The organism is Umezawaea sp. NPDC059074 (genome assembly GCF_042738955.1).
Classification (GTDB): Bacteria; Actinomycetota; Actinomycetes; order Mycobacteriales; family Pseudonocardiaceae; genus Umezawaea.
The window spans coordinates 22,962-41,481 of sequence record NZ_JBHYHC010000057.1; the positions used below are offsets into that span (position 1 = coordinate 22,962).

The window sequence follows — 18,520 nt, forward strand, 5'->3', positions numbered from 1 at the left end:
GGTCACAGGCCGCCGGCGACCCGCAGCACGGCTCCGGTGGTGAACGCGGCGGCGGGGCCGAGGAGCCAGACGATGGCGGCGGCGATGTCGTCGGGCTCCCCCGCGCGGCGCAGCGGGATCACCGAGGCCATGCGGTCGGGTCGGTCGGGGATGCCGGAGACGGCGTGGATGTCGGTGCGGACGGTGCCGGGCGCGACGCAGTTGACCCGGATGCCGCGGGGGCCGAGTTCCTTGGCCAGGCCGATGGTGAGGGCGTCGACCCCGGCTTTGGCGGCGGCGTAGTGGACGTACTCGCCGGGGCTGCCGAGGGTCGCCGCGGCGGAGGAGACGTTGACGATCGCGCCGCCGTCGGTGAGGTCGCGGGCGGCGCGGCGGGCGCACAGCAGCGCGCCGACGAGGTTGATGTCGACGACGGTGCGCAGGTCCTCCACGCGCAGGTCGGCCAGTGGTCCGGCGGGGCTGGTGACCCCGGCGTTGTTGACCAGGCCGGTGATCGGGCCCAGGACGTCGGCGGCGGTGTCGAACAGGGTGTCGACGTCCTGCGGTGAGGTGGTGTCGCAGCGCACGGCGACGGCCTGGCCGCCGCCGGCGCGGATGTCGCGGGCGAGGGCGTCGGCCGTGTCGAGGGACTGGCGGTAGCCGATGGCCACGTGGTGGCCGAGCGCGGCCAGGGCTCGGACGGTGGCGGCGCCGATGCCGCGGCTGCCTCCGGTGACCACGGTTACTGGGCTCATGATCCGATCCTAGTGCAATACTCGTGTCCGAGTATTCGGAAGCGAGTGATGCGATGTACCGGCGGAGCAACACCCTGGGACTGGCCGTGCTGGGGCTGCTGCGGGAGGGCGACTCCCACCCCTACGAGATGGCGTCCACGCTGCGGGAACGCCATCAGGAGAGCAGCGTCAAGCTCAACTACGGGTCGCTGTACACCGTGGTGGAGGCGCTGCTCAAGCACGGTCTGGTGCGGGCGGTGGGCACGGTGCGCGACGGCAACCGGCCCGCGCGCACCGTGTACGGCCTCACCGACGCCGGGCGTGCGGAGCTGCACGACTGGCTGCGGGAGCTGATCGCCGAGCCCGCGAAGGAGTACCCGCGGTTCGAGGCCGGGGTGGCGCTGATCGGGCTGCTGCCGCCGGAGGAGGCGATCGAGCTGTGCGAGCGCCGCGCGGTGGCGCTCGACGGGCAACTGCTGGCACTGGCGCAGGTGCGGACCGCGCTGGCCGGGCAGGGGTTGCCGCAGCTGGCGTGGATCGAGCTGGAGTACCGGGTCGCGATGACGCGCGCCGAGCGGGACTGGGTGCGGTGGTTCGCCGACACCGCCCGCCGCGGCGAGCTGGGCGGCCAGGAGTTCTGGCGGGACCTGCACACCGGCGACCGCGCCGGGAACGTGCGCACCACGAAGGAGGAGGACGTCGATGGCTGAGAAGCCGCCGAAGCTGCTGTACGAGGTGTCCGGGATCGTCGCGGCGCCCCCGGAGGCGGTGGCGCCGCTGCTGCCGCCGACCGTCCAGGGCGGCTGGTGGTACCGGGGCGAGCACCTGGCGCTCCCCCACCCCGAGGGCACCCGGTACGTGCACCGCGTCTACAACGTGGCCCAGTGGTGGCGGTGGGGCGTGCCGCTGGCGAACAGGTTGTTCCTCGGCTACCACGAGAAGCTGCGGGCCGGGATGCGCGTGGGGTTGGCGGAGCTGGGTACTCGGCTGGGGTGCGCCACCCGACCCGAGAGCTAGCCCCGGCTTCACCCGTTCAGCCCTATTCGTGCACTCTATGGGCGTGATCGTGCCGCGCTGCTCCGCGTTCTCCGCGGTTCTCGCCGAGCCCCAGTCCGGGACCGCCGCCACCGCGAGGGCGTGGGTGTGCCTGGAGCAACCGGGGCCGTGGGGTGGCGACGCGCTGCTGGAGAGCCACCTGGACGCCGAGCTGGGCGCGGAGCTGATCCGGCGCTCGACCGGGACGGGGGTGCGGATCCTGTTGATCCGCCGTCCGGGGATGCACGCCGACCGGCACGTCCCGCAGCGCCGCCGCGTCTACCTGGCGAGCTGCGCGCCGGGGGCGTCCTGGCTGGAACGGGCCGATCTGGCGTCCCCGGAGGAGCTGCTGGAGCTGGACTTCGCCGCGCTCGGGCGGGGCGAGTCGACCGGGTTCGGCGAACCGGAGACGGGGCCGTTGCTGCTGGTGTGCACCAACGGCCGCCGGGACGTGTGCTGCGCGCTCTACGGCCGCCCGATCGCGGCGGAGCTCGCCGAGCGGCACGGGGACGCGGTGTGGGAGTGCACCCACACCGGGGGGCACCGCTTCTCCCCCACCGGTGTGCTGCTGCCGTCGGGCTACCTCTACGGCCGGTTGGACGCCGGTTTCGGCGACGAGCTGTTGGCGGCGCGCGACGTGGTCGTGCGGCGGTGTCGGGGCCGGTCGTTCTGGTCGAAGGCGGGGCAGGCCGCGGAGGTGGCGGTGCGGGCCCGGCTCGGCGAGCGCGGGGACGTGCTGGCGGTGGAGCCGGAGGTGCGGCGCGACGAGTCGACGTGGACGGTGGGGGTGTGCCACGACGACGGGCGGCGGTGGCGGGTGGTGGTGGCCGAGCGGCGGTTGCCGCCCGCGCGGCCGACCAGTTGCGGCAAGGAGCCCGCGATCCCGACGGCGCTGGTCGTGACGAGCGTGGATCAGCTGGTGCCGGTGGCCTGAACGTCCGGGGCCGGTGCGGGGCGGGGCACGGCGGCGGAGAACAGGCCGAGCCCCAGCGCGTAGGGGTCGGCGAGGCCGACGGTGCGCAGGGTGTCCTCCGGCAGGGCCAGCAGGGAGATCGCGACGCCCAGGAAGTAGGCGTCGAGCAGGCCCGCGTCCCCGGTGGTGCCGGGCAACCCCGCCGCCCGGTGCAACTCCGCGCCGGCTTGGGCGTTGGCGACGGCCATCCGGCTCAGCGCGGCCCGCACACCGGGCCTGCGCACGGCCTCCAGGTACAGCTCGACCATGGCGAGGATCTGGGTGGGGTCGTCGGCGACCGCGCGCCGCAGCAACGCCGGGTACAGCTCGGCCACGTCCGTGGGCGTGACGTTCGCGGGGGTGGTGTCGCGGAGCCTGCGCACGGCGGCGACGTGCAGCTGCGTCATCCGGTCCGCCGCGGCCTGCAGGAGCGCCTCCCTGGTGGGGAAGTAGTTCTTGGTGGTGCCCAGCGGCACGCGGGCCTGCCGGTCGATCGCGCGGTGGGTGAGCCCTCGGCCGCCTTCGGTGGCCAACACCGAGATGGCCGTATCGCACAGCAGTTCACGACGGAGCGTCACAATTTCGGACGATACTGGTTCCTTCGGGTGAGCGCAGTGTCGGGGTGGAGCGGGACGCGCCCGCCGCAGCGAGGAGTCGCCCGTCGCGCAGCACGAGCCAGCCGCCGCACACGCACCGCTGGTAGCGGACCTCGCCCGTGCCGCTGCGGTGGACGGAGGCGGGGGTGGCGGGGTCGTCGGCGGGCCAGCCGCAGGACGGGCATCTGGTGGTCACTCCCCCAGCGTGGTGTCATGGTTCAGTGCATTTCAACCCTTACGGCGGGGTGGCGGCCGAGTTGGCCGTGGAACTCGTCAACGCGCCCCACGACCTGGCCCCCGACGCGCTGCTCGCGCTGCTGCGCGCCCACGACTACCGCCCCGAAGGAACCTGCACGCCCGAGGAGGCGGCCGAGCTGACGGCGTGGGCGCGCCGCTTGGAGGAGGTGTTCGCGGGCACGGTGGACCGGGCGGCCGCGCTCAACGCGCTGCTGGCGGAATCGGCGTCGCAGCCCTACATCTCCACCCACCACGGGCGCGCGCCGCACCTGCACTACGCCCGCGAGGACGGCCCCATGGTGGAGCGGCTCAAGGCCTACACCGCCTCCGGGCTCGCGCACGCGTTCTGCCAGGACCCCGACCGGATCGGCCGCTGCGACCGGGAGGGCTGCGGCGTGGTCTACGTCGACACCTCCCGCAACGGGCGCCGCCGCTTCTGCTCCACGCGCTGCTCCAACCGCGTGCACGTCGCCGAGCACCGCGACCGCCGCGCGAGCTGACCCACTCGCTATCGTGAGCCGCTCTCGCTTCCCTTTGGCCGAAATGAGCCCACCGATGCCGACGCCGGGTTTCCCGCCGCACACCCTCGACGACGAGGGGTCGCCGATCTGGCTCGACGAGCTGGCCGCCGAGGACCCGAACCACACCCTGCACGTCGTGCGCGGCCTCGACCCGGCCGCCGCGCTGGAGGTGCTGGGCGCGAAACCGCAGTGGTTCCAGGCCTGTGAGCTGCCCGACGCCCGCCCCGACGAGTGGACGTCCCTGCCCGGCGCGGCGCTCGGCGCCGAACCGGGCTCCTCGGCCACGCTGCTCGCGGGCCGCGTGGGTGAGTGGACGTTCGTCTACGACGACTTCGGCGCCACCGACCACGACAGCACCGAGGCGCTGTCGGCCGACGGGCGCGCGGCGGCCACGAGCATGTTCTCCATCAACGCCGACGCGAGCCTCACCTACGCCGTCGACGGCAAGCAGCTCGCGTGGATCAACGTCGACGACCTGGACCTCGCCGAGGACCTGCCCGGCATGCCCGCGGAACTGCGGGCGGCGTTCACCGCGGCCGGGGTCGTGGAGTTCGACTACCTGGAGCCGGGCGACCCGGACTACGCGATCGCGATGCGCGCCGCCTGCGCCCTGGCCGGTCTCGCGTGCACGCTCGACGACCTGCGCCGGATCCCGCTGCTGGTCACGCCGTTGGGCTAGCGGCGTACCCGGAGGACAGCCACACGGTGACGCTGCTCCCCCGGTGCGCGCCGAGCAGCGCGCCGGTGTCCTCGTCGAACACCAGACGGCCGCCCTCGGCGTGGCTCACGGCGACACCGGGACGGCCCGCGTGGTCGGTGACGGGGCCGTCGAAGGTCAGGTCGGGGTGCCCGGCGAGGTCCAGCAGCAGCGCGCGCTGCACCGCGGCCGTGACGACCTGGTTGTTCCAGGTGCGGACGAACGCCCTGATCGCCCCGGCGGTGGTGCCGTTCGGGTTGCGGTCCCGGATCGCGGCGGCCAGCACGGCGGGGTCGGTGGCGGTGAGGAACTCCGCGGACAGGCCGCCCGGCGGGTAGTCGCCGGTGGGCGGGAACTCCTCGTCGCCGCGGGTGACCAGCAGCCTGCCCGACCCGTCCGGGGCGATCCACTGACGGCGTTCCCGTTCCTGCACGCTCGACCCGAGCTTGCGGCCGTCGACGTGGAAGGCCGTGTGCTTGTACCGGCCGCGGGTGTGCACGTGGTGGCAGACGCCCTCGCCGGGAGGGGCGGGCAGGTGGGTGGCGCGCTCGGCGAGGGCGCGCAGCAGGTCGTGGGCGGTCATGGGTGTCCTCCGGTCAGGACGGCGTCGAGCACGGCGGAGGCGAGGGCGGCGTCGAGGGCTCCGACGCCAGTGAGGTCGGCGACGGTGATCGCGGACTCCGAGCGGGTGAGGGTGCCGTCCAGGAGCAGGCCGATGGGGGTGTCGGCGTGGTCGGGGACGGTGCCGGCGCGCACGGCGTGGCCGAAGTCGCCGTGGTGCAGGCACTGGGCGTGGTCGTCGGTGGCGATCGTCTCGGCGCGGGCGAACAGGACGGCGGGCAGTTCGTTCTTGTGGGGCATGTCCGCGCCGATGCCGGTCACGTGCGTGCCGGGGCGGATCAGGGTCGCGTCGAGCACGGGGGTGGTCGACGGGGTGGTGGTGACGACCAGGTCGGCGGCCGTGGTCTCGGCGGCGGACGCGGGACGGGCCACCGGGCCGAGAACGGCGCACAGGGCTTCGGCTTTCCGGGGATCGCGGCCGTGGACCAAGACCTCGCGCAACGGGCGCAGTCGGGTCAGCCACTCGACTTGGAGGCGGGCCTGCTCCCCCGTGCCGAACACCCCCAACGTGGTGGCGTCGGGGCGGGCCAGGGCGTGGGTGACGAGCGCGCCCGCGGCCGCCGTGCGCCACGCGGTGAGCAGGCCCCCGTCGTCGAGCACCGCCCGCACGGCCCCGGTGCGGGCGCTCACCACCGCCACCAGGCCGTGGTTGGTGGGCAGGCCGCGGCCGGGGTTGCCGTAGAAGCCGGTGGCGATCTTCACGGCGAAGTCGTCGGCCCCGGTGACCCACCCGGCTTTGACGTGGCAGTCGCCGCCCGCGTCGGGGAACTCCAGGTGCAGCGGCGGCGGGACGCTGGTGCGGCCGTGCGCGTGGGCGGTCAGCGTCGCCCGGACGGTGGCGAACACCAGCGCCGGGGTCGCGGCGCGGGCGATCGCGTCCCGGTCGACCACGATCACCGGCGCAGCTCCGTGAGCAGCCCGTACACCGTCGAGCGCGACACCCGCAGTGCCTCGGCGACCACGGGGGCGGCGCGGCGGACGGTGAACACCCGCGCCTGCTCCAGCTCCCGCAGCACCGTGAGCCGGTCGGCGCGGGTGAAGCGCTCGACCGGACGGCCGCTGGCGCGGACGTGCGCGCCGATCGCGTGGGCGATCCGCTGCGACCAGTCCTGTTCGAACAGCGGCTCGGGCCGGGGTGTGGTGGGGGCGCCGAACGCCGACAGCACCGCCGCAGCGCGTTCCAGAGGGGTGCGGTCGAGGTTCACGCACAGCACCGCCGACGGCCGCTCGTCGTCCTCCCGCAGCACCGCGCTCACCGACGACAGGCGTCGGCCGTCGGCGAGCAGCTTCTCGTACGGGCCGTACACGTCACGCCCGGACGGGTCGAGCCGGTCGAGGTCGCCCAGCGCGGACGGGTCGCCGGGGGCGCGGGCGGTCAACGGGTTCCAGATCGCCAGCACCCGGTCGGTGTCCGGGTCGTGCAGCACGACCTCCGCGTACGGGCCCAGCAGCAGCGCCACCGCCTCGCACACCGCCCCCCACCGACGCACGCGCGGGTCCTGCTCACTCACCATGGTCGGACTTTACGTCCAGTCTGGACGGACTGTCCACACCCCCTCAGGTGGGTTCGACCGTCACCGGAGGCACGCGGCGGCCGAACAGGGTCCCCTCGAAGCTGGCGTCGTCGCCGAACAGGGCGTCGTTGACGTCGGTGCGACCCCGGAACCACGTGTGGTCGAAGTGCGCGTCCTTCCCGAACACCGTGCCGGTGAAGTACGCGCGACCGCCGAAGCGGACGCGGCGGAAGTGCGCGGTGTCGGTGAACTCCGCGCGCGAGAACACCGCGCGCCCGGAGAACCGGGAGTGGCTGAACGTCGCCTCGGCGGTGACGCGCATCCCGTCGAAGACGGCGTTGCCGGTGAAGCGGGTGCCGCGGAAGGACGCCGAGCGCGCGAACAGCGCGTCGTCGAAGCGGACCAGGCGGCCGAAGCGGGCCCCGTCGAACTCCGCGTCACCGGTGACCGTGACGGCGTCGAACCGGGTCGTGCCGAGCAGTTCCGCGTGGGCGAACTTCGCCGCCCGGACGCGGCAGCCGCGCAGGTCGAGGTCGATGAGGGTGGCGGACTCGAACACCAGGCTCATCCCGGCCCAGAACTCCGGTCCGGGCCGCAGGTGCCGCACGAGCGCGTCCTGCAGGGTGTGCCGCCACTCCTCGTCCACGCCCAGGTCCACGCCGCCGCGCAGGCCCGCGCAGATGGAGGTCACGATGTCCTGCCGCAGCCGCGACTTCTCCTGCCCGATCCGCTCCAGGGTCCGCAGCCCCTCCACGTCCCCGTCCCGCAGCTTGCGGTGGGCTTCGCGCCACGCCGAGAGGTGCCGGTCGGCCTCGCCGCTGGTGCGCCTGCGGGCGTGGTCGTCGAGCAGGGTGTCGGCCTTGCCCTGGCGGTAGTGGCGGACGGCGATCACGAGCGCCACCACGCCGAAGAACAGCGCCGTGAGCCAGGTCGAGGACATGCCTCGCATCATCCACGATTCCCGCGCCCGCGGGGAAAGCCACCCGAGGATGTCCGGTATGCGGGGCTTCGACCAGGTGATCCTTCCGGCCCGGTCCGCGAAACGGGTGCCGCGACCGCAGCAGACCGAGGGGTGGGTGTACGTCGACAGGCGTACACGGGATGCCCGCTTCCCGGACGACGCGGCGACCGGCCGCAGCGGCGGAGGATGGGTCGCGAGCCCCTGAATCCCCTTGGGAGGAAGCCATGAGCGTCGAACCGAGCCCGGTGCGCGCGTCGGACGACGACCGCGAGCGGGTGGTCGCCGTCCTCACCGCCGCGGTCGGCGCCGGGACCCTCACGCTGGCCGAGGTGGAGGAGCGGCAGACCGCCGCCTACGCCGCCCGGTTCCGCCACGAGCTGGCCGTCCTGACCGCCGACCTCCCCGCCCCACCCCCACCCGCTGTTCCGGTGCGTCGCGGGCCGCCGGTGCGGGCGTTCGTGCCCGCCGCCGTGGCGCTGCTGATCGTGCTGTGGATCCTCTCTCCCGCCCCGTTCTTCTGGCCGGTGATCCCGCTGACGTTCATCGCCCTGCGGGTGTCCGCAGCGAGCCGACACCGGAGATGGCGCACCGGCACCTAGGGTGCGGGGATGGACCTGACCGAGGTGTGCTTCGCCGGAGCAGCGCGCCAAGCCGAACTGCTGCGTTCGGGCGAGCTGACCTCCCGCGCGCTCGTCACCGAGTGCCTGCGCCGCATCCACGCCCACGACCGCGACCTCAACGCGTTCCGGGTCGTGTTCGACACCGCCGCCCTCGCCGAGGCCGACGCCGCGGACGCGACCCGCGCGGCCGGTGGGGACGCGCCGCTGCTGGGCGTGCCGATCGCGGTCAAGGAGGACCTCGCGATCGCCGGTCTGCCCACCACCCGCGGCACCGACGCCGTCAGCACCCCCGCGACCGCCGACTCCGAGGTCGTGGCCCGGCTGCGCGCCGCGGGCGCGGTGATCGTGGGCCGCACCCGGATGCCCGAACTCGGGCTGTGGCCCTACACCGAGAGCTCGTGGGCGGGGGTGACGCGCAACCCGTGGTCGCGCGACCACTCGCCCGGCGGGTCCAGCGGCGGGTCGGCCGCGGCGGTCGCGGCCGGGTTCGTCGGCGGCGCGATCGGCACCGACGGCGCCGGGTCCATCCGCATCCCCTCGGCGAGCACCGGCCTGTTCGGCCTCAAACCGCAGCGCGGCCGGGTGTCGCTGGCCCCCGACGAACAGGTGTGGACCGGACTGGTGGCCGCCGGGCCCCTGACCCGCCACGTCCGCGACTGGGCGCTGATCGCCGACCAGATCCTCGACGCCAACGGGCCCGCCCGGCCCCCGCGCACCAGTTTCACCGCCGCCGCGGCGGCCGATCCGGGCCGCCTGCGGATCGCGGTGTCCCTGCGCCCCTGGGGACCCGGTATCGGCATCTCGCAGGAGGTCCGCGACGTCGTCCTGGACACCGCGAGCCTGCTCGGCGATCTCGGCCACGACGTCGTGCGGCTGGACCCGGAGTTCCTGGACGTCGCCGGGTCGACCGCGTTCGCCGCCCGCTACCTGCACTGCGCCGCCACCGGCCAGGCCGACCTGGAACACCCGAGCAGGCTGGACCACCGCACCCGGCAGGTCGCCGCACTCGGCCGACGGCTCCCGGCCGGGCTGGTGCGCAAGGTGATCGAGCAGGGCGACCGGCTCACCACCCACGCCAACCGGATCTTCACCGGCTGCGACCTGCTCCTCACCCCCGTGCTGACCCGCCCGCCGCTGCGGATCGGCGAGTGGTCGCGCTGGTCCACGGTCCGGGCACTGCTCGCGGCCGCCCGGATGACGACGTTCCTGCCGCTGTGGAACATCGCGGGCAACCCCGCCGCCTCCGTCCCCGCGGGCCACACCCGCACCGGCCTGCCGCTGGCGGTGCAGCTGGTCGGGGCCCCGCACGACGAGTGCACCGTCCTGTCGGTCGCGGGCCAACTCGAACGCGCCCGCCCGTGGGCCGACCGGCGGCCACCCGCCTTCGGCTGAAACCCGGTTGCCGGGGTGCGGCGCGGTGCACGACCCTGGCCCGATGACCACCCGGATGCACGTCGACGAGGTCGACGTCGGCCCCGACCTCGTCCGCGACCTGATCGCCCGCCGCTTCCCCCGCTGGGCAGGCCTCGACGTGCGACCGGTGGCCTCCACCGGCACCGACAACGCCGTGTTCCGCCTCGGCGACCACCTGGTGGCACGCCTCCCGCGCATCCGCGGCGCGCACAAGAACATGGCGCTCGACCAGCGGTGGCTGCCCGTGCTGGCCCCGCACCTGCCGGTCGCGATCCCCGAGCCCGTCGGCCTGGGCGAACCCGACCTCGGCTACCCGTGGGCGTGGTCGGTCTACCGGTGGCTGCCCGGCGAGCACCCGACCGCGGGGGCCGCCGACGGGCTCGTGCCCGCGCTCGCGGAGTTCGTCACCGCCCTGCGCGCCGTCGACACCACCGACGCGCCACCCGCCGGACGCGGCAGGCCGCTGGCCGGCCGCGACACCGCCACCCGCGCCGCCATCGCGTCCCTGGCCGGGCAGGTCCACACCCCGGTCGTCACCGCCGCCTGGGAGCACGCCCTGACCGCCCTCGCGTGGACCGGGCCGCCGGTGTGGGTGCACGGCGACCTCACCCCCGGCAACCTGCTCACCACCGACGGCGCCCTGTCCGGGGTGATCGACTTCGGCGCGACGGGCGTCGGCGACCCCGCCTGCGACCTGCTGGTCGCCTGGAACCTCCTCACCGCCGACGGCCGCGCGCGGCTGCGGGACGCGCTGGACGTCGACGACGCCCAGTGGGCCCGCGGGCGGGGGTGGGCGTTGACCGTGGCCCTCATCGCCCTGCCCTACTACCGCGACACCAACCCCGCGCTCGCCGCCAGTTCGCGGCACGTGATCGAGCAGGTGACCATCGACCACATCACGTCCGGGTGTCGTTAACGGGCAACGGGTGATCGCGCGACGCGTCCTGGGTAGTAGGAGGGAAGAACCGAGGGAGGGTCCAGGATGCGCACACTGATCACCACCGCCGCCACGGCCTGCGCGGGGGTCGCGCTGCTCGCCGCGTGCGGCTCCACGCCGGACTCGTCGGCGGGCTCCGCCCCGTCCAACGCCGCCATCACCCCGTCGTCGCGCGCGAGCAGCCCCGCGCCCGCGCCGAGCACGCCCGCGGCGTCCAGCTCACCCAACCAGGTCGCCGGGGCCGAACCCGCCGCGACCCAGTGCACGTCCGCGGAACTCGCCGTGTCGCGAGGCCCGGACCAGGGGCAGAGCGGCATGCAGAAGGCCGACTCGAGCTTCACCCTGACCAACAAGGGCAGCCGGTCGTGCACGCTCGACGGGTTCCCCGGCGTGTCGTTCGTGACCGGCGACAACGGCACCCAGGTCGGCACGCCCGCGCGCCGCAACGCGATGCAACCCCACGTCGTCACCCTCGCGCCCGGCGCGGGGGCGGTCACGCTGCTGCTGGCCACCAACACCGCCGCGTTCGACGCCGCCGACTGCAAGCCGGTCGACGTCCGCGGCCAGCGCGTCTACCCGCCGGGCGAGACCAACGCCCTGTTCCTCGAGGGCGCGACCACGGCGTGCAGCGACGACAAGGGCCAGAGCCTGCTGTCGGTCGGCCCGGTCGGCGTCACCCAGTAGTCCGGTCGGCACGGGAGGAGTCCCCTCCCGTGCCGCGAGGGGCGGGTCTTCGCAGCGCGGCGGCCTCGTCCAGCCTGCCCAGCCGCGTGTACTCCGTGACGCCGAGGTCGACGAGCCTGCCCGCCGCGCCCCGACCCCCGGTGGCCGCCAGACCGCGGTGCACCCACTCGACGGCCTCCCACGACCGGCCCGCTTCCTGCAGCACGGTCGCGACCTGCAGGTAGTGCCAGCCCGACGACAGGTCCTTCGCCAGCACCAACACCTGCAGGTCCACGTCGTCGGTGTACTCGGCCAGCTCCTCCATGATCCGCAGCAACGCCCACCGCACCCGGTCGTAGCGGCCCGTCTCGCCGAACCCGATCACCGGCAGCGCCGAGAACCGCTCCACCGCCACCACCCGGTACAGCGCCAGGCCGTCCTCGCCCAGGGCGGCGGCGTAGTCCGCCAGCCGCACCTCCGGCGCTTCGGGGAACTCCAGTTGCAGGCGTAACAGCCACGCCACGACCTCGTCCGGGTCCGCGGCGGTCGCGGTGCACACCGCGGCGTGCGTCCCCAACGCCCGATCCGCCAGATCGGCGTGCGCCGGGACGGACAACACCTCCACCAGCCGCGCGCACACCGCCACGTCCTCGGGCCGTGGCACCGTCCGGACCTCGGTGTCGAACGCGGTCAGCGCGACGACCAGGTCGTCCCGCCGGTCGGGGGTGCGCAACGCGGCGACGACCGCGGCCGGGAGGGTGTCCATCCGATCATCCTCCCGCACCCGGACGCGCGAAGGCCCCGTGTGGTCGACCACACGGGGCCCGTGTCGCGGGGCACTACCGGGCCCGCTACTCCTCCGGCTGCTGCAACGACCGCGGTGTCGTCGGAGCCGTACCGCCCAGCTCCGGGCGCGTCGCGGGCGCCGCCACCTCCGACGCCGCGCGGCTCGTGCTCAACGGACCGGGCACCTCCTGCCGCGCCACGGCCTCCGCCGCCCGCACCGCCTCCAGCACGTGCGGGTCCGGCGCGGTGTCGAACCACGCGGCGATCGACTCGTCGTTCTCCTCCGGCTTCGCCGCCGCGGGCTCGTCGGCCGGGGGCTCGTAGCGGAACACGCCGTCGTCGCCCTGCTTGCCCAACGACCGCGCGAACCCCTCGAGGGCCTTGCCGAAGTCCGACGGGATCATCCACACCTTGTTCGCGTCACCCTGCGCCATCTGCGGCAACGTCTGCAGGTACTGGTAGGCCAGCACCTCCGGCGTCGGCTTCCCGGCCTTGATCGCCGCGAACACCTTCTCGATCGCCTTCGCCTGACCCTGCGCCTGCAAGTACCGCGCGGCGCGTTCACCCTGCGCCCGCAGGATCGCGGACTGCCGCTCGGCCTCGGCGTTGAGGATCGCCGCCTGCTTGCCACCCTCCGCCGACAGGATCGCCGCCTGCTTCTGACCCTCGGCGGACTTGATCGCCGCCTCCCGCTGGCCCTCCGCGGTCAGGATCATCGCGCGCTTCTCGCGGTCCGCGCGCATCTGCTTCTCCATCGAGTCCTGGATCGAGGGCGGCGGGTCGATCGCCTTCAACTCCACCCGCGCCACCCGGATCCCCCACCGGCCGGTCGCCTCGTCCAGCACCCCGCGCAACTGGTTGTTGATCGAGTCACGGGAGGTCAGCGTCTCCTCCAGGCTCATCCCACCCACCACGTTGCGCAGCGTCGTCGTCGCCAACTGCTCCACACCGACGATGTAGTTCGAGATCTCGTACACCGCGGCGCGCGGCTCGGTCACCTGGAAGTACACGACAGTGTCGATCGACACCGTCAGGTTGTCCTGGGTGATCACCGGCTGCGGCGGGAACGACACGACCTGCTCGCGCAGGTCGATCCGCGCCCGCACCCGGTCGATGAACGGCACCAGGATGTTCAGGCCGGGCGCGGCGGTGTTGCGGTAGCGGCCGAGCCGTTCGATGACCGCCGCGGTCGCCTGGGGAATCACCAGGACGGACTTGGCGGCGACGATCAGCACGAACAGGACGACGACGGCGATGACGATTAGCGTGGTCAACTCTCCAGCCTCCACTCAGGACTCGGCGAGTACCACTGCGGTCGCGCCCGAGATCTCGAAAACTGTGACTTCCGTGCCCGGTTCCAGCACGCGGTGGTCCAGCGACCGCGCGGACCAGATCTCCCCGTGGAGCTTCACCCGCCCGTCGTGGCCGTCCACTCGGGACACCACGACCGCTCGGTTGCCGATGAGCGCGTCCACGTTGCTCTTGAGCCCTTGCCCGATCTCCAGCCGCCGTTTGAGCATCGGCCGGGCGCCGACGATCAAACCGATCGAGGCGACAGTGAACACCACGACGCTGATCACCGCACCGGCGCCCAACGCCGCGGCCCCGGCGCCGCCGAGGGCCGCGAGACCCAGCATGAGCAGCACGAAGTCACCGGAGATGATTTCCGCGCCGACCAGCAGAACACCGATGATCAGCCAGATGAGGGCGGCCATGGCCCCATACTTACACCAAAGGGGGAATGGCGACGGTGATGTCGCGGCGGATTCACCATCCCGCACCAGCGAGACCGCTCACTCCCCGCCGCCCCGGCCCGATCCGGTCCTTCGACACCAGGCCGGATCCACCGGACCCCGTGGCCGATTCGCCCCCGGAGCACCCCTGCGGAACCCGTGCCGGATTCACCCCGTGGCGCTCGTGCCCGATTCACTCCTCCGGGGTGGTCACGAAGTCGATCAACCTCTCCACCGCCCCCAGCAACGGCGTCTCCAGGTCCCGGAACCCGCGGACCCCGGCCAGCACCCGCGCCCACCCCTCGTAGGACTCGCCCCACCCCAGCGCCGCGCACACCCCCTCCTTCCACGGCACCCCGCGCGGCACCACCGGCCACGCCGCGATCCCCACCGACGCGGGTTTCACCGCCTGCCACACGTCCACGTAGGGGTGACCGGTGACCAGGACGTGCTCGTCGCGCACCGCCGACACCAGCCGGGTCTCCTTGCTGCCGGGCACCAGGTGGTCCACCAGCACCCCGAGCCTGCGGTGGGGGGCGGTGCCGAACTCCGCGACCCGCTCCGCCAGCACGTCCACCCCGTCCAGCGGCTCCACCACGACGCCCTCGACGCGCAGGTCGTGACCCCACACCCGCTCCACGAGCTCCGCGTCGTGGATGCCCTCGACCCAGATGCGGCTGTCGCGGGCGGTCCGGGCCCGCAGCCCCGCCACCTTCACCGACCCCGACGCCGACCGCACCGGGGCCTTCCCGCCCAACGCCGGGAGAGGTTTGGTGAGGGTCACGGGTTTGCCGTCCACCAGGAACCCCGCCGGGCGCAGCGCGAACAGCTTCTCCCGCCCGTGCCGGTCCTCCAGCACCACGTTGCCGTACTCGAACCGCACCACCGCGCCGCAGAACCCCGTCACGGGGTCCTCCACCACCAGACCGGGGTCGGCGGTCAGCTCGGGAACGGTCTTGCGCTTGCGGCCGTCCAGCACGTCACGGCCGTAGTCCTCGGATCGCACGGCCAGCGACGCTAGCCGCCACCCGGATGGATGACACGCTGCCACGCCGGGGAGAACACCGACAACGCCCGGCACCACGCCAGCAGCCGCTCCGGGTCCACCGCCCCCGCCAACCCCTCCACCCGCGCTTCCAGGTCGTCGCCCGCGAACGCGAAGTCCACCGCGTCGAACGCCGGATCCCCGACGCACGGCCGCGGGTCGATCACCACCAGCCCCCGCGACCCGACGTCCAGGACGTTGTCCGGGTGCAGGTCGCCGTGCAGCAGCACCGGCTCCACCGGGTCCTCCGCCAACGCCAACGCCGCGGCGTGCGCCCGGTCGTAGTAGCCGGGACGACGGCGGCGCAGCAGCGCGAACAACCCGTCCACCCGATCCACCAGCGGCGGGAACCCCTCCGGCGCGGGCCGGTGCAACTCGCCCAGCAACGCCACCACCCGCTCCGCCGACACCGCGTGCGCGGGCTCCGCCGGCTCCAACCCCTCCAGCAGCAACGCCCCCTCACCGGTGTCGGCCTCCAGCACCGCCACCACCGCCCGCGACGGGGCCCACGCCCTCAACGCCGCCAGCTCCCCCGCCGCCAGCACCGGATCGGGCGTCACCTTCAACACCACCGGCACCCCGTCGCGCAAGCACCACACCGTGTGCGACGTGCCCCCCGACAACGGCCGCACCACGCTCAGGTCCCACCGCCGCGCCAACCGCTCCACCCGCTCCGGGAGCCCGTCGACCCACGACCCCACGCCGGGGCCGAACCGCGAGACCAGGCGCTCGGTGCTCAGCGGACCACCTTCACGCCGAACGCCGCCGTCCCCAACGTCCCGAACAGCCGCAACCACAACGGCATCAGCATCTCCATGCCCCGCGCCCCCGTCAGGTCCCCCAGGTCGATCACGTCGCGCCACCCGAACTCCGCCAGCAGCCCCGACACCACCGCCTTCGCCTCCGCGTCGTCCCCCGCGACGAACATCGTGTGCTCCCCGCCCACCGCCCCCGGATCCACCATCAGCTCCGCCGTCACCGTGTTGAGCGACTTCACCACCCGCGCGAACGGGAACGTCCGCTGGATCCGCTCCGCCAACGAGTCGGTGTCCTTCACGAACAACGACGGCGGGAACCCACCGGAGAAGTCCAACGGGTTCGCCACGTCCAGCAGCACCTTCCCCGCCAGGTTGTGCTCACCCGCCGCGACCAGCACGTCCAACGCCGCCGACCCACCCGAGGCGTGCACCACCAGCTCCGAGCGCGCCGCCGCGACCGCGAACGTCGCCAACCCCGCCACCGACCCCGCGCCCCACTCCGGCCGCGCCCGCGTGTCGTCCACGTCCCGCGTCCCCACGGTCACGTCGTGCCCCAGCTCCACCAGCCGCCCGGCCACCGCGCGCCCCACGGCGCCCGTCCCCAGGATCGCGATCCTCATGCCGCCCAGGATGACACCGGATCACTCCAACCGGAGGATGTACTCCTCCACCTCTTCGCCACGACCTTCGGCGAACCCCTGGTCCTCGCCCACCACCAGGAACCCGCACTTCTCCAACACCCGCAACGACCCGTAGTTGTCCTTCGCCGCACGCGCGTACAACGGCCGCGTCACCACCTCGTCCAGGAACAACCGCAGCGCCGCGCTCGCCAACCCCATGCCCCAGTAGCGCGGGTCGATCCAGTACGACACCTCCGGCGCCCCGAACTCCACGAACGCCAACACGTGCCCCACCACGTACCCGTTGAACAGCACGGTCCGCGTCACGCTCGTGTCGTCGGTCAGGATCTTCGTCCACTTCAGCAGGAACGCCACCCGATCAGTGGGGTCCTCGGCCGTGAACGCGGCCATCCAGGTCGACTCGGGATCACGTTGGTGCTCGAAGAACGCGAGGACATCCGACTCGGTCACCCCGCGCAGCTCGACGACGTCGTTCACGGCGCAAGTAGACCGCGAAAAGGGCCGTCAAAGCCACCAGAGAAGCGACACTTCCGCGTAAACGCCACGTAAGCCCCGTTCCGCGCACCGATCGTCCTACGCGCCGTCACCGCAGGTCCCCGCCCCGCGACCGCACAACACCCCAGGTCGCACATCACCCGGAAGTGGACCTTGCCCGAGCCCCCGAAGATCCACCCCACCACCGGCCGCACCGGACCGGAACCACTCAGAACGCGGGCCACGGAATCGACGGCCATTCCGACGACGGCGCCGGGAACACCCCCGCCACCGACAACTTCTCCACCCGCTCCACCAGAGCCCGCACCTCACCGCGCGTCAGGTGCTCGTGCAGCTCCTCGTTCAACGGCCCGTCCAACGCCGACCGCAACCGCCCCAACCCCTCCACGGCCTCCGGCGGCAGCTCCTCACCGAGCCACCCCCACAACACCGTCCGCAACTTGTCCTCCGTGTGCAGGCAGATCCCGTGGTCCACCCCGTACACCGACCCGTCCACCGCGTGCAGCACGTGCCCGCCCTTGCGGTCGGCGTTGTTCACCACCACGTCCAACGCCGCCATCACCCGCATCCGCTCGTGATCGGCGTGCACCAGCACCGCCGGATCCCCGTAGCGGTCGTGCGCGTGCAACACCGCACGCCACCCCGACGGCACCTCCGCCTCGGCGACGATGCCCACCAGGTCCTGCTCCACCGTGTCCACCCACAGCTGCACCATCCCGCTGCCGAACGGACCCGCCCGCAACACCGTCGGCGGCACCACACCCAACCCCGACGCCTGCGAGATCAAGTACGTCGACACCTCACGACCCGCGAGCGTCCCGTTCGGGAAGTCCCACAACGGCCGCTCACCCCGCACCGGCTTGTACACGCACTGAGCCGACACGCCGTCCAACGAGATCGCGCAGAACAACGTCGCGTTCGACGCGTCCACCAACCGACCCTCGACCTCGATCCGACCACGGGCCAACAGGTCGAGCACACCGTCGTCACCAGGCAGCACGACCGCGCTCAGCTCTCCTCGGTACGCCGGTAGCCGTTCTGCCGCGGACACACGTGACCATCCGGGTCCAACGGCTCCGAACACAGCGGACACGGCTTGCGACCCGCGTTCACCACCCGATCGGCGCGCTCGGCGAACGCGCGGGCCTCCGACGGCGACAGGAACACCCGGACCGCGTCCGGACCCTCCTCCGTGTCGTCGAGCACCACCGCCTCGTCGACCTCGTCCTCGGTGATCGCGAGCAGCTCGATGACCACCGCGCTGGACTCCGAGTCCCAGCCCAGCCCCATCGTGCCGACCTTGAACTCCTCCTCCACCGGCGCCGTCAGCGGTTCGGTGTCCCGAAGATCCGGGGGAGTGTCCTCGGGGACCTCCGCGCCGAACCGGCGGTGCACCTCCTCCAGCAACGACGAGATGCGCTCGGCGAGGACCGAGACCTGTTGCTTCTCCAGCGCGACGCTGACCATGCGGGCGTCCTCGGAAGCCTGCAGGTAGAACATGCGGTCGCCTGGTTGCCCGACTGTGCCGGCGACGAACCGGTCGGGCTGACGGAATACGTGAATGACGCGTGCCATGACTTCC

General features: G+C 73.3%; 24 protein-coding genes. 9 read left to right on the top strand and 15 right to left on the bottom strand.

All coding sequences use genetic code 11. The features are described from left to right. Positions 1–2: 2 nt before the first annotated feature. Positions 3–734, bottom strand: a complete 732-nt coding sequence (locus ACFWW9_RS24880; protein ID WP_390382447.1) for an SDR family NAD(P)-dependent oxidoreductase — start codon at positions 732–734, stop codon at positions 3–5. Positions 735–787: 53 nt separating this feature from the next. On the opposite strand from ACFWW9_RS24880, the gene ACFWW9_RS24885 reads away from it, so the two are divergent. The 3 genes from ACFWW9_RS24885 to ACFWW9_RS24895 are packed head-to-tail and all read left to right on the top strand — an operon-like array spanning position 788 to position 2,682. Next, positions 788–1,423 (top strand): PadR family transcriptional regulator, encoded by a 636-nt coding sequence (locus ACFWW9_RS24885; protein WP_390382450.1) that lies wholly within the window; start codon positions 788–790, stop codon positions 1,421–1,423. Then, the gene (locus tag ACFWW9_RS24890) at positions 1,416–1,730 is read left to right on the top strand and encodes a hypothetical protein (protein ID WP_390382453.1); all 315 of its coding nucleotides are present in this window, start codon (positions 1,416–1,418) and stop codon (positions 1,728–1,730) included. Before ACFWW9_RS24885 ends, ACFWW9_RS24890 begins: the two co-directional genes overlap by 8 nt. Before the next feature lie 43 nt (positions 1,731–1,773). Beyond that, a complete protein-coding gene (locus tag ACFWW9_RS24895; protein ID WP_390382456.1) occupies positions 1,774–2,682 on the top strand; it encodes a sucrase ferredoxin in 909 nt (302 codons plus the stop codon). Here ACFWW9_RS24895 and ACFWW9_RS24900 read toward each other — a convergent pair. Continuing rightward, positions 2,661–3,278: a TetR/AcrR family transcriptional regulator gene (locus ACFWW9_RS24900; protein WP_390382459.1), complete on the bottom strand. Its 618-nt coding sequence runs from the start codon at positions 3,276–3,278 to the stop codon at positions 2,661–2,663. The two genes, ACFWW9_RS24895 and ACFWW9_RS24900, sit on opposite strands and share 22 nt — an antisense overlap. 239 nt (positions 3,279–3,517) lie before the next feature. On the opposite strand from ACFWW9_RS24900, the gene ACFWW9_RS24905 reads away from it, so the two are divergent. Then, a complete protein-coding gene (locus tag ACFWW9_RS24905; RefSeq protein WP_390382462.1) occupies positions 3,518–4,033 on the top strand; it encodes a CGNR zinc finger domain-containing protein in 516 nt (171 codons plus the stop codon). A 55-nt stretch (positions 4,034–4,088) separates the two neighbouring features. Further along, on the top strand, positions 4,089–4,733 hold the full coding sequence (locus ACFWW9_RS24910) for a DUF6461 domain-containing protein (protein ID WP_390382466.1): 645 nt from the start codon (positions 4,089–4,091) through the stop codon (positions 4,731–4,733). Here the strand turns inward: ACFWW9_RS24910 and ACFWW9_RS24915 are convergent. From ACFWW9_RS24915 to ACFWW9_RS24930, 4 genes are read right to left on the bottom strand one after another with little or no spacing between them, the layout of a single operon-like run. Then, entirely contained in the window at positions 4,717–5,334 is a 618-nt protein-coding gene (locus ACFWW9_RS24915; protein WP_390382469.1) for a hypothetical protein, read from the bottom strand. The two genes, ACFWW9_RS24910 and ACFWW9_RS24915, sit on opposite strands and share 17 nt — an antisense overlap. After that, positions 5,331–6,269, bottom strand: coding sequence for an ornithine cyclodeaminase family protein (locus tag ACFWW9_RS24920; RefSeq protein ID WP_390382472.1), 939 nt, complete (start codon positions 6,267–6,269; stop codon positions 5,331–5,333). Before ACFWW9_RS24920 ends, ACFWW9_RS24915 begins: the two co-directional genes overlap by 4 nt. After that, complete coding sequence (locus tag ACFWW9_RS24925) at positions 6,266–6,886, bottom strand: transcriptional regulator (protein ID WP_390382474.1); 621 nt, start codon at positions 6,884–6,886, stop codon at positions 6,266–6,268. Before ACFWW9_RS24925 ends, ACFWW9_RS24920 begins: the two co-directional genes overlap by 4 nt. Before the next feature lie 43 nt (positions 6,887–6,929). Continuing rightward, positions 6,930–7,826, bottom strand: a complete 897-nt coding sequence (locus tag ACFWW9_RS24930; protein WP_390382477.1) for a pentapeptide repeat-containing protein — start codon at positions 7,824–7,826, stop codon at positions 6,930–6,932. A 245-nt stretch (positions 7,827–8,071) separates the two neighbouring features. On the opposite strand from ACFWW9_RS24930, the gene ACFWW9_RS24935 reads away from it, so the two are divergent. The 4 genes from ACFWW9_RS24935 (at position 8,072) to ACFWW9_RS24950 (ending at position 11,501) form a co-directional block, all read left to right on the top strand. Next, entirely contained in the window at positions 8,072–8,446 is a 375-nt protein-coding gene (locus ACFWW9_RS24935; protein WP_390382480.1) for a DUF1707 domain-containing protein, read from the top strand. A 9-nt stretch (positions 8,447–8,455) separates the two neighbouring features. After that, on the top strand, positions 8,456–9,859 hold the full coding sequence (locus tag ACFWW9_RS24940) for an amidase (RefSeq protein WP_390382482.1): 1,404 nt from the start codon (positions 8,456–8,458) through the stop codon (positions 9,857–9,859). Positions 9,860–9,902: 43 nt separating this feature from the next. Beyond that, the gene (locus ACFWW9_RS24945; protein ID WP_390382484.1) at positions 9,903–10,796 is read left to right on the top strand and encodes an aminoglycoside phosphotransferase family protein; all 894 of its coding nucleotides are present in this window, start codon (positions 9,903–9,905) and stop codon (positions 10,794–10,796) included. Between the two features lie 66 nt (positions 10,797–10,862). Further along, positions 10,863–11,501, top strand: coding sequence for a DUF4232 domain-containing protein (locus tag ACFWW9_RS24950; RefSeq protein ID WP_390382487.1), 639 nt, complete (start codon positions 10,863–10,865; stop codon positions 11,499–11,501). Here the strand turns inward: ACFWW9_RS24950 and ACFWW9_RS24955 are convergent. The 9 genes from ACFWW9_RS24955 to ACFWW9_RS24995 all read right to left on the bottom strand — a co-directional run bounded on the left by ACFWW9_RS24955 (position 11,491) and on the right by ACFWW9_RS24995 (position 18,513). Beyond that, positions 11,491–12,246 (bottom strand): hypothetical protein, encoded by a 756-nt coding sequence (locus ACFWW9_RS24955; protein ID WP_390382490.1) that lies wholly within the window; start codon positions 12,244–12,246, stop codon positions 11,491–11,493. The genes ACFWW9_RS24950 and ACFWW9_RS24955 overlap by 11 nt on opposite strands. 85 nt (positions 12,247–12,331) lie before the next feature. Beyond that, on the bottom strand, positions 12,332–13,540 hold the full coding sequence (locus ACFWW9_RS24960) for an SPFH domain-containing protein (RefSeq protein ID WP_390382493.1): 1,209 nt from the start codon (positions 13,538–13,540) through the stop codon (positions 12,332–12,334). Between the two features lie 15 nt (positions 13,541–13,555). Next, positions 13,556–13,981, bottom strand: a complete 426-nt coding sequence (locus ACFWW9_RS24965) for an NfeD family protein (protein ID WP_390382496.1) — start codon at positions 13,979–13,981, stop codon at positions 13,556–13,558. A gap of 211 nt (positions 13,982–14,192) precedes the next feature. Next, the gene (locus ACFWW9_RS24970; protein WP_390382499.1) at positions 14,193–15,005 is read right to left on the bottom strand and encodes a DUF3097 domain-containing protein; all 813 of its coding nucleotides are present in this window, start codon (positions 15,003–15,005) and stop codon (positions 14,193–14,195) included. A gap of 11 nt (positions 15,006–15,016) precedes the next feature. Further along, positions 15,017–15,745, bottom strand: coding sequence for an aminoglycoside phosphotransferase family protein (locus ACFWW9_RS24975; protein WP_390382502.1), 729 nt, complete (start codon positions 15,743–15,745; stop codon positions 15,017–15,019). Positions 15,746–15,780: 35 nt separating this feature from the next. Further along, positions 15,781–16,422 carry an NADPH-dependent F420 reductase gene (locus ACFWW9_RS24980; protein WP_390382505.1) on the bottom strand — a complete coding sequence of 214 codons (642 nt, stop codon included), beginning with the start codon at positions 16,420–16,422 and terminating at the stop codon, positions 15,781–15,783. A gap of 21 nt (positions 16,423–16,443) precedes the next feature. After that, positions 16,444–16,920, bottom strand: coding sequence for a GNAT family N-acetyltransferase (locus ACFWW9_RS24985; RefSeq protein WP_390382508.1), 477 nt, complete (start codon positions 16,918–16,920; stop codon positions 16,444–16,446). A 226-nt stretch (positions 16,921–17,146) separates the two neighbouring features. Continuing rightward, positions 17,147–17,938 (bottom strand): SCO1664 family protein, encoded by a 792-nt coding sequence (locus ACFWW9_RS24990; protein ID WP_390382511.1) that lies wholly within the window; start codon positions 17,936–17,938, stop codon positions 17,147–17,149. Between the two features lie 8 nt (positions 17,939–17,946). Further along, positions 17,947–18,513, bottom strand: a complete 567-nt coding sequence (locus ACFWW9_RS24995; protein ID WP_390382514.1) for a DUF3090 domain-containing protein — start codon at positions 18,511–18,513, stop codon at positions 17,947–17,949. Positions 18,514–18,520: the final 7 nt, after the last annotated feature.